The sequence below is a fragment of the Micromonospora sp. NPDC005324 genome (assembly GCF_040607155.1).
Taxonomy (GTDB): Bacteria; Actinomycetota; Actinomycetes; order Mycobacteriales; family Micromonosporaceae; genus Micromonospora; species Micromonospora trifolii.
Window position 1 is genome coordinate 69,979 of sequence record NZ_JBEXGE010000035.1, and the last position, 8,410, is coordinate 78,388.

Annotated in this window: 8 protein-coding genes; 7 read left to right on the forward strand and 1 reads right to left on the reverse strand. The window is 70.6% G+C overall.

Annotated features, from left to right (window positions below):
• The first annotated feature begins 70 nt into the window (after nt 1-70).
• The 3 genes from ABZS40_RS28660 to ABZS40_RS28670 all read left to right on the forward strand — a co-directional run bounded on the left by ABZS40_RS28660 (nt 71) and on the right by ABZS40_RS28670 (nt 4,587).
• Nucleotides 71-2,845, forward strand: coding sequence for a BTAD domain-containing putative transcriptional regulator (locus ABZS40_RS28660; protein WP_354946585.1), 2,775 nt, complete (start codon nt 71-73; stop codon nt 2,843-2,845).
• Between the two features lie 94 nt (nt 2,846-2,939).
• The gene (locus ABZS40_RS28665) at nt 2,940-3,659 is read left to right on the forward strand and encodes a hypothetical protein (protein WP_354946586.1); all 720 of its coding nucleotides are present in this window, start codon (nt 2,940-2,942) and stop codon (nt 3,657-3,659) included.
• A 43-nt stretch (nt 3,660-3,702) separates the two neighbouring features.
• Entirely contained in the window at nt 3,703-4,587 is an 885-nt protein-coding gene (locus ABZS40_RS28670; protein ID WP_354946587.1) for a hypothetical protein, read from the forward strand.
• Between the two features lie 80 nt (nt 4,588-4,667).
• Here ABZS40_RS28670 and ABZS40_RS28675 read toward each other — a convergent pair whose 3' ends face one another.
• Nucleotides 4,668-5,195: a hypothetical protein gene (locus ABZS40_RS28675; RefSeq protein ID WP_354946588.1), complete on the reverse strand. Its 528-nt coding sequence runs from the start codon at nt 5,193-5,195 to the stop codon at nt 4,668-4,670.
• A 181-nt stretch (nt 5,196-5,376) separates the two neighbouring features.
• Between ABZS40_RS28675 and ABZS40_RS28680 the strand changes: the two genes are divergently transcribed.
• The 4 genes from ABZS40_RS28680 (at nt 5,377) to ABZS40_RS28695 (ending at nt 8,153) form a co-directional block, all read left to right on the forward strand.
• Nucleotides 5,377-5,637 (forward strand): hypothetical protein, encoded by a 261-nt coding sequence (locus tag ABZS40_RS28680; protein ID WP_354946589.1) that lies wholly within the window; start codon nt 5,377-5,379, stop codon nt 5,635-5,637.
• A gap of 135 nt (nt 5,638-5,772) precedes the next feature.
• The gene (locus ABZS40_RS28685) at nt 5,773-6,081 is read left to right on the forward strand and encodes a hypothetical protein (RefSeq protein WP_354946590.1); all 309 of its coding nucleotides are present in this window, start codon (nt 5,773-5,775) and stop codon (nt 6,079-6,081) included.
• A 111-nt stretch (nt 6,082-6,192) separates the two neighbouring features.
• A complete protein-coding gene (locus ABZS40_RS28690; protein WP_354946591.1) occupies nt 6,193-6,726 on the forward strand; it encodes a SigE family RNA polymerase sigma factor in 534 nt (177 codons plus the stop codon).
• A complete protein-coding gene (locus tag ABZS40_RS28695; RefSeq protein ID WP_354946592.1) occupies nt 6,723-8,153 on the forward strand; it encodes a hypothetical protein in 1,431 nt (476 codons plus the stop codon). Before ABZS40_RS28690 ends, ABZS40_RS28695 begins: the two co-directional genes overlap by 4 nt.
• The last annotated feature ends 257 nt before the right edge of the window (nt 8,154-8,410 follow it).

An 8,410-nucleotide genomic window follows, 5' to 3' on the forward strand; every position in this document is an offset into this window, starting at 1 on the left:
TGGCCGTAGATGCTGTCCATTGCGCGACGAACCGACCGAGCTTGCTGGGTTGGAGATTTAGCCTGATTCGGTGATCTCGACGGCTGGCACGGGCGTGCGCGTCAGGCTGCTCGGGCCGGTGGAGGTGGTCGTCGCCGGCAGTCCGCAGGCGGTGAACGGCGTGCGCCGCAAGGCGGTACTGGCGACGTTGGCGCTGCACGCGGGCCGGGTGGTCAGTGTCGACCGGCTCATCGACGTGGTCTGGGGCGACCAACTACCGGCCACCGCGGCGAACACGTTGCAGCGCCACGTCTCCTACCTCCGCGGGGTGCTCGGCGAGCCCCTGTCGATCGTGGCGCGCCAGCCCGGTTACCTGCTCGACACCGGGCCGGATTCCACTGACGTCCAGGCCGCCGAGCGCCTCATCGAGCTGGCCCGGCGCTCGTCGGACCGCAACGAGCAGGTGAAGCATCTGACGGCCGCTGTGGCACTGTGGCGGGGCCCCCCGCTGGCCGACGTGGCCGGGTCGGCCTGGCTTGAGGAGCAGGCGGAACACCTGGCGCGCCTACGGTTGGAGGCCGAACGGTCGCTCGCCGAGGCCCGGTTGTCCGTCGGTGAGCACGCTGGGCTGGTCCCCGGGTTGGAACGGCTCGTCCGACAGCACCCCTTCGACGAGCACCTGCACGCACAGCTGATGCTCGCCCTGTACCGCGACGGCCGACAGGGCGAGGCGGTGGCGACGTACCGGCGGCTGCGCGACAACCTGCGGGAGAACCTCGGCCTCGACCCGGGTCCGCGGCTACGGGACCTGGAGTGCGCGATCCTGCGCCAGGACACCGCGATCGCCGCACCGGCCGCGGCGGCACCAACGCGGGTCGCGGCGCAACTGCCTCCCCCCGTACCGACGTTCACCGGACGCGACGCGGAGCTGGCCGCCCTCGACGCGCTCGTCGACCGGGGCGGCGCCGTCGTGGTGTCCGGGACCGCCGGCGTCGGCAAGACCGCGCTCGCCGTGCACTGGGCGCACCGCGCGGCCGAGCGCTTCCCCGACGGGCAGCTCTACGTCAACCTGCGCGGCTTCGACCCGGCCGCCACCCCGACCGAACCGGCGCGGGCGCTGCACGGCTTCCTGGAGGCGCTCGGCGTTCCGGTGGCCCGGATGCCCCGAGACCCGGACACGATGGCGAGCTTGTACCGCACGACGGTGGCGGGCAAGCGACTGCTGGTGGTGCTGGACAACGCGCGCGACGCGGAACAGGTCCGGCCGCTGCTGCCCGGCTCACCGACCTGCCTCGCCATCGTCACCAGCCGCGACCAGCTCATCCCGCTGGTCGTCACCGAGAGCGCCCAACCGGTGCCTCTCGACCTGCTGACCCCGGGCGAAGCCCGCGACATGCTGGTCCGCCGGCTCGGGGAGCGCCAGGTCGCCGCCGAACCCGCCGCGGCCGACACCATCGCCGACCGGTGCGCGCGGCTACCCATCGCCCTGGCCATCGTGGCGGCCAGAGCCGCCACCAACCGGCACTTCTCGTTGGCCGCCGTCGCCGCCGAACTGGGCGACCTGGACGCCTTTCGCGCAGGCGACGAGGCCACCGACGTACGGGCGGTGTTCTCCTGGTCGTGCCGGACGCTCAGCCCACCCGCGGCGCGGCTGTTCCGGCTGCTGAGCCTGCACCCCGGCCCGGACGTCTCCGCCCCGGCCGTGGCCAGCCTGGCCGGCGTCGACGGTCAGGCGACCGGCCCCCTGCTCACCGAGCTGACCCGGGCGAATCTCTTCACCGAGCACACGTACGGGCGCTACGCGTTCCACGACCTGCTGCGCGCGTACGCCGTCAGTCTCGCCGACGAGGCCGAGCCGCCGGCCGAGCGTCGGGACGCCGTGCACCGGCTGCTCGACCACTGCCTGCACACCGCCCACGCCGCCGACCTGGCACTGCACCCGCACTTCAGCGCGATCAGCCTTCCGCCACCCCGGGCGGGCGTGACGCCGGAGCGCCCCAGGAGCCGGTCGGCCGCCGCGGCGTGGTTCACCACCGAGGTCCCCGTCCTGCTCGCCGCGGTACCGCTCGCGGCGCGGTCCGGGTTCGAGGGACACGCCTGGCGGCTTGCCTGGGCCATGGCCGGCTTCCTGCACCGGCAGGGTCACTGGCAGGACTGGCTCGGCACGCAACGAATCGCCCTGGCCGCCGCGTCCCGCATCGGGGATCAGGCGGGGCAGGGCCACGCGCACCGCAGCCTCGGTCTCGCCTGCTCCCGGCTCCGACGGTACGACGAGGCCGACGACCACCTGCGGCGCGCACTCGACCTGTTCACCGAAGTCGGCGACGACGCCGGGCGGGCGCACACCTGCCTCAACCTCGGCCAACTGGCGGAGCGGCAGGGGCAGCACCAGCAGGCGCTGCGCCATTCCCGGCGGGCGCTGGCCCTGTTCCGGGGGACCGGGAACCGGGCCGGGCAGGGGTACACCCTCAACGCGTTCGGCTGGCAGGAAGCGCTGCTCGGCAACTACCACCACGCCCTTGAATCGTGCGGCGAGGCGCTGCGGATGTTGCAGGAGGTGGACGACGTCCAGGGGCAGGCCGACACCTGGGACAGCCTCGGGCACGCCCACCACCAGCTCGGCGACGACGGGCGAGCGATCGCCTGCTACGAGCACGCCCTCGACCTTTTCACGCAGGTCAACGACCGCTACGCCGAAGCGAGCACGTACGTCAATCTCGGCGGCAGTCACCGGGCGCTCGGCGACCTCGCCGCGACCCGTGTCGCGTGGCGCCGAGCCCTGACCATCCTCGACGAGCTCGGCGACGCCGAGGCCGACTCGATCCGCGCCGACCTCGACCAGCTCGACGCCACGCGGCTGCACTGACGTACCCCGCTTTCAGCGCCGTTTCCGGGCCGCTTCAGCGCGCCCCGCCACACTTCGGACACCAGTTTCTTCCGCACCAGGAATGGAGCGTTCGATGAGTCGTTTGGCACACCGCCTCGCGGTGATCGGGGTGGTCAGCGGGACGGTGCTGGCCATGTCCTCCGCCGCTGTGGCCCAGACCGACAAGCCGCCGCAGAAGGGCGCCGACTGCGTGGTCCAGCACGTCGACGAGCGCGGAAAGATCCTCCGCACCGAGACGGCGCCCGAGGGCCGGGAGTACACCCCGTTCCGCTGCGTCGCCGGGAAGTGGACGTTCGCCTGGGCGCCGTTCGGCGCGGACGACATGATCACGGCCGGCGAGATCCAGATCGAGCCGTCCGGTGCTGTGTCGGTCCAACGGTTCACCGGCCCCGCCCTCGGCAACGACCTCACGGTGGGCGAGATCGCTGGCATCGCCCAAGCCGTCAGCGGCAGCCGAGAGGCACTGGTCGACCGCGCGATCGTGGCGGTCGACGACGGCAAGGAGCGGACCCCGGAGCAGGTCGCGGCGCTGCTGGCCGGCACTGACGACACCGGGGTACGGGTGCTGGACATCATCGAGAAGCCGAATGCCGCCATGTCGACGAAGGACGTCATCGACGAGGCCGGCGGCACCCCCGAGTCGACAGTCGTCTACTTCAGCATCTGGGGCGCGATCAAGTCGGTGTTCGCCTGGATCGTCGACACGATCGGCGAGATCGGTGAGTGGATCGACGACCACTGCGACGTGGGGTCCCCGAACGACTTTGGCGACATTGTCACGTGTCGCTGGTAGCCCGTCCCACCCCGCCGACACCGATCACCGAGATGAGGACAGGATGACAACTCTGCGGGACATCACCAGGCGCGCCACCATCGTCACGACCGCCCTGATCGTCGGGCTGACCGCCTCGTACGCTCCGTCGCAGGCCGCCGAGGGTGAGGCCCGGACGACGATCACCGACCACCCCGGCGCCCCGGGCGCGATGCTTCAACAGTTCGAGGATCTGACCGGCCGACCCGTCGGCGACCTGGACAAGGTGCTGGCCGTCGACACCGGCGGGCGGAACCTCACCGGCGACCAGCTCGAAGCGCTCGCCGCCGGTAAGGAGGTCGACGGCGTCACTGTCGTCGGCACGATCCCGGGCAGTCGGGACGTCCTCGGCACGACAATGGCCGACCTCGCCGACGGCGTGTACGACGGCGGCGGCGACAGCGGGACAGCGACGTCCCTGCTCTTCGCCTCGTCCACCCCCGACGGCCGGGAGTGGTGCCTGACCATGTGCGTCGCCTCGGGCAAGACCATCTGGGAATGCCTGCTGTCGCGCCGGACCGGCGAACTGATCCTCACCCTCGACCTCGATGGCGGCACCACGATCGCTGGGACGAAGGCCGCCTTCGAGAAGGCCAATGGCGTCGCCGTCGACGGCCCGTACTCGGTGGACACCCTGATCGGCGACCGCGAGCCCTCGGCGGACGAGATCAAGACGCTGCTCGACGGCAAGGACATGGAGTCGATGCACCGGGTGGCGACAGTGGACGGGCCGGACCCCGGGTGGGCGCTGGCCGACATCGCCGAGAAGTCCGGCGTCGTGTACGCGAAGACCAAGGGCCACCTCTTCACCCTCAACCTGCCCATCCTCGGCAAGATCCTCGTGTGGTGCGTCTCGAAGGATGGCGGGAAGACCTGGAAATGCTCGGCCAAGCAGTGGGGCGGGTTCTGACGAGTAGCCCGTCAACGGTCCCGCTCCGCAACGACCTCACCTGGTCGAAGCGGAGCGGGATTCCGTGCTTGCGGCCGTGGCTACGACGCGCCGTCCGTGGCGCGTCCGCGTTCGGCAGCGTCGACCAGTGCGCCGAGACGGTAGCGCAGGGCGCGCGCTTGGCCGATGGACAACACCACTTGGTCAGACGCCGTACCGTCCGTCGCGGTCATCACCACCACGGGTTCGGCCGCGGTCGTCTGCACCAACCTCAGGATGACGATCGACGCCTCGGGCTGGTTGGTGTCCACGTCCGAGATCCGGGACCGGTGTTCCCTGCCCCGGTCGCACCCGTCGCGGCCACACCACCTGGGGTGTCGGTCGCCTGCCGCCAGTGCCCCGGTGGGAAAGACATGCACAAACCCGCACCGCCGTTCCACGTCTCGTGTCATCCGGGCCATGGCAGTGGTGAAACCGGCCGCCGTGATGGCGTCGGTCGCCGCGTTGGGATGGGCGGAGCAGACGTAGGCCACACCGTCCAACGACTCCGTCCTGATGTGGCTGTAGACCTCGATTCGGAGGTCCGCAGGCTTTCCGCAGTTGACCAGCGCGAAAGGTAGTTTGGTCATGGGTCGCCTCCCTGGGGCGATCAAGTCCCCCGGTCAGCGTTCGCAGCGCGGACCGGGGGACGCATCTACCAGTGCCAACTACATACGATATCTGCCTGGGCCAAATTTGTGAACAGCTTCATTTGGCCAACCGACAACCCCGGTGCGCTTGGCCTAAAGGGTCCGCGGACAAGATGGCCAAGTGGATCTCGATGGGGCTATGTGCGCACTGAAGGCCGCCGAGGAGGCGCTACCCCAGGCGGAAGAGCAAGCCGCGCAGGCCGCCCGCCAGATCAAGGCCGATGCGCGAGCCCGTGTCGAGCGCGCCCGTGTCGAGCTGCACCGTGCCATTGTCGCGGAGCACCGGGCCGGCGCGCGGCAGGTGGATCTCGTCAAGCGGACCGGCTACAGCCGCGAACGGGTCCGCCAGATCTTACGAGCCGCCGGCATCGAGGCAGAGTGACCCCGGATCGAGTCGGATGGACCAGGGGAGTGCTCTATTGGACGTGTTTGCTTGCTACCGGCCGACAGTGCGCCAATGGCTGTCCAATAGGGACGACTGATAGCTCCGACCGAGCGAATCCCTGATACTCACTACGTGATCAGCAACGACACTCGCGTCCCTTGGTCGCCGCGCGCGCCCCACCCGGCAGACAGTTCGACGCTGCCGCTCTACATGGTCCTCTTCTTTCTCCTGGGCATCTTCGGCTTCGCGAGCCATGGACTGAGCGACGGCGAGGGAGCACTCGTTCTCGCGAGCATCATCTCGGCAGTGTTCTTCGCCTGCTTCCTGATCCTCTTCGCGGTCTATTGGATCGGATACCTGCTCAAGGGACACGCCATCTGGCAGGCCGAGCGCCAGGCCGGGTCCGATGGGCAGTCCACGGGTCAACAACCGCAGGACTGAGCGCGTCGGCTCGAGCCGACGCGCCATCCTCCACTCAACCTCGGAGGCCGCCCGTGGCGTCTCACTCTGCGTCCGCAGTGAGACGCGAGGTGGACGCGACCTGGGGGTGGCGTGAGTCGGCACGAGGACGACGAAGAGTTTCGGCTGTTCGTCCAACGACAGTGGGGATCGCTGCTCCGAACGGCCTACCTGCTGACCGGAGACCGGGGCACAGCCGAGGACCTGACGCAGTCGGCGTTGGAGAAGACCCATCGGCGTTGGGGTCGGGTGCTGTGTAGGGACGCGCCCGAGGTCTACGTACGCCGGGCGATGGTGAACACGGCGATCTCCTGGCGGCGTCGACGGCGGCCGTTGGAGGTGCCGCTGCTGACCGGGGACAGCCAGCCGACGCATGACGCGTACGTGCAGGTGGAGCAGCGGCAGCTACTCCTCGCCGCGTTGCGGCGATTACCGCCCAGGACGCAGGCGGTGCTGGTGCTGCGCTACTTCGGGGATCTCAGCGAGGCGGACACCGCAAAGGTTCTCGGCTGCTCGGTCGGCGCGGTAAAGAGCCAGGCGTCGCGCGGGTTGGCCCGGCTGCGGAGCGACTTCGCCGCCCCACCTGCCGCTCAGTCCCCGGTACGGCTCGAGGAGGAACTGGCATGACCGGAAGCTTCGCCAATTCGATGCTCGTTCCGGCGCTGCGGCAGGCCGCGCACGGCGTCGACGTACCCGAGGACCCCTGGCCCGGGTTCGCCGGCCGTGAGCGACGGCACCAGCGGACGCGGCTGGTTCGCACGGCGTTGGCCGCCGCGGTCGGGGTCGCGCTCGTCGGGGTCCAGACCAACGTGGTGCCGTTGCCCGGATGGGCACCGGGCATCGCGGTCGCCGCCACTCCGACGGCCCTGCTCGACGCGCCACCGCGGGGCGCGCTGGCCGGGGACCGGGCCTGGCTGGACACGCTCCGAGCGCAGATCAGTGCGAATTCGCCGGTGCGAATCGACGCGCCGGTGGGTGCCTGGAAGGTCGGCGACCGTGACCGGATCCGGCTGATCTACGGCAGTGACCAGCCGGGACACCGGGTCGCCCTGGTCGCGGTGCCGCTGCGGTTCGGCCTGCTGACCAGGGAGGCACTTGTCTGGTACGTGGGTCCGGCCGGAGCCGGTGCCCAGCAGATGCGGTACGGCGGCCACAGCGAGGGTGACGACGACCCGGTCATGACGCTGATGCAGGTCTACCCCGACCGGGCCGGGTTCGCGGTCGCGGTCGGTCCGCCCGAATCCACTGTGACGATCAGTGGCGAACCCCGATACACGTCGAAGGGGACTGTGGAGTACCAGGACATCGCCAGGGCGGACGGCGGCGGGGTCGGGCTCGCCGTGCTGCCACCCGAACCCCTGCCACACGAACCCGTCGTCCGGGTCAGCCGCGGCGACCGGGTGTTCTTCCAGGGCGGTCTGGGCGGCGGCCCGTACGCCGGGCTCGACCCGACCGGGCCGGAGATGGACGCCCTGCTCACCGGCGCACGCCGACCCGCCAGAGGGACGCCGCTCGGCGACGCCAACCTCCGTAACTTCGTCCACACGGCACTCCAGGACAGCCACCTCCCGGCCGTCGGCACGACGGTACGGGTGCGGTGGTCGGGCAGCGAGCACGGCCAGGCCGCCGCGCTGCTCACCGTGCAGCCGGCCGGCGGTGGAGTGATCGCGTACGCCATGCACGGCGACGATCGGACCGGCTGGTGGACCGACCTGCGGCTGCTGTTGCCGGCCGAGGGCGCCGACCAGCGACCGATCGGCTGGCGGGTCCGGACCGAGGACGGCGCCCGGCCCCCCACGGGCGAGGTGCGGTTGATCGCCCCACCGGACGCGACCCGAGTCACGGTGACCGTCGGAGGCGCACCCCCGGCCACTGTCGCCCTCGACGCGTCGAACTCCGGCACCACCCGGGTACCAGCGGACCGGGCGGCCACTCTCACCGCGTACTCCAGAAATGGTGGTGTCCTAGGGACCACCCCGCTGCCGCCGGTGGAAACGGACCACGACGCGGGGGGTCTGCCGGGCGACAGCCCGGCCACCCGGGTGACACCCTGACGCAGCGACGAGCGGGCCGAGCCGTCCCCGGACGGCTCGGCCCGCGCCGCGCATCGCCGCCGACGTTCCCCGGGCGGTGGAGATCGCCGACGGGGAAGAAGACGCGGGTACGTGGACGGCGCTGATGCTGGTCCACCTGGTCGAGCACACGCAGCCGGTCTGAGAGGGCGGTCCGCAGTAACTTGATCTGATCTATGCGTTGCGTCTGGTTGGTGGCTTTCCGATAGGTTCGCTATGGATAGCGACAGGTCGATGGG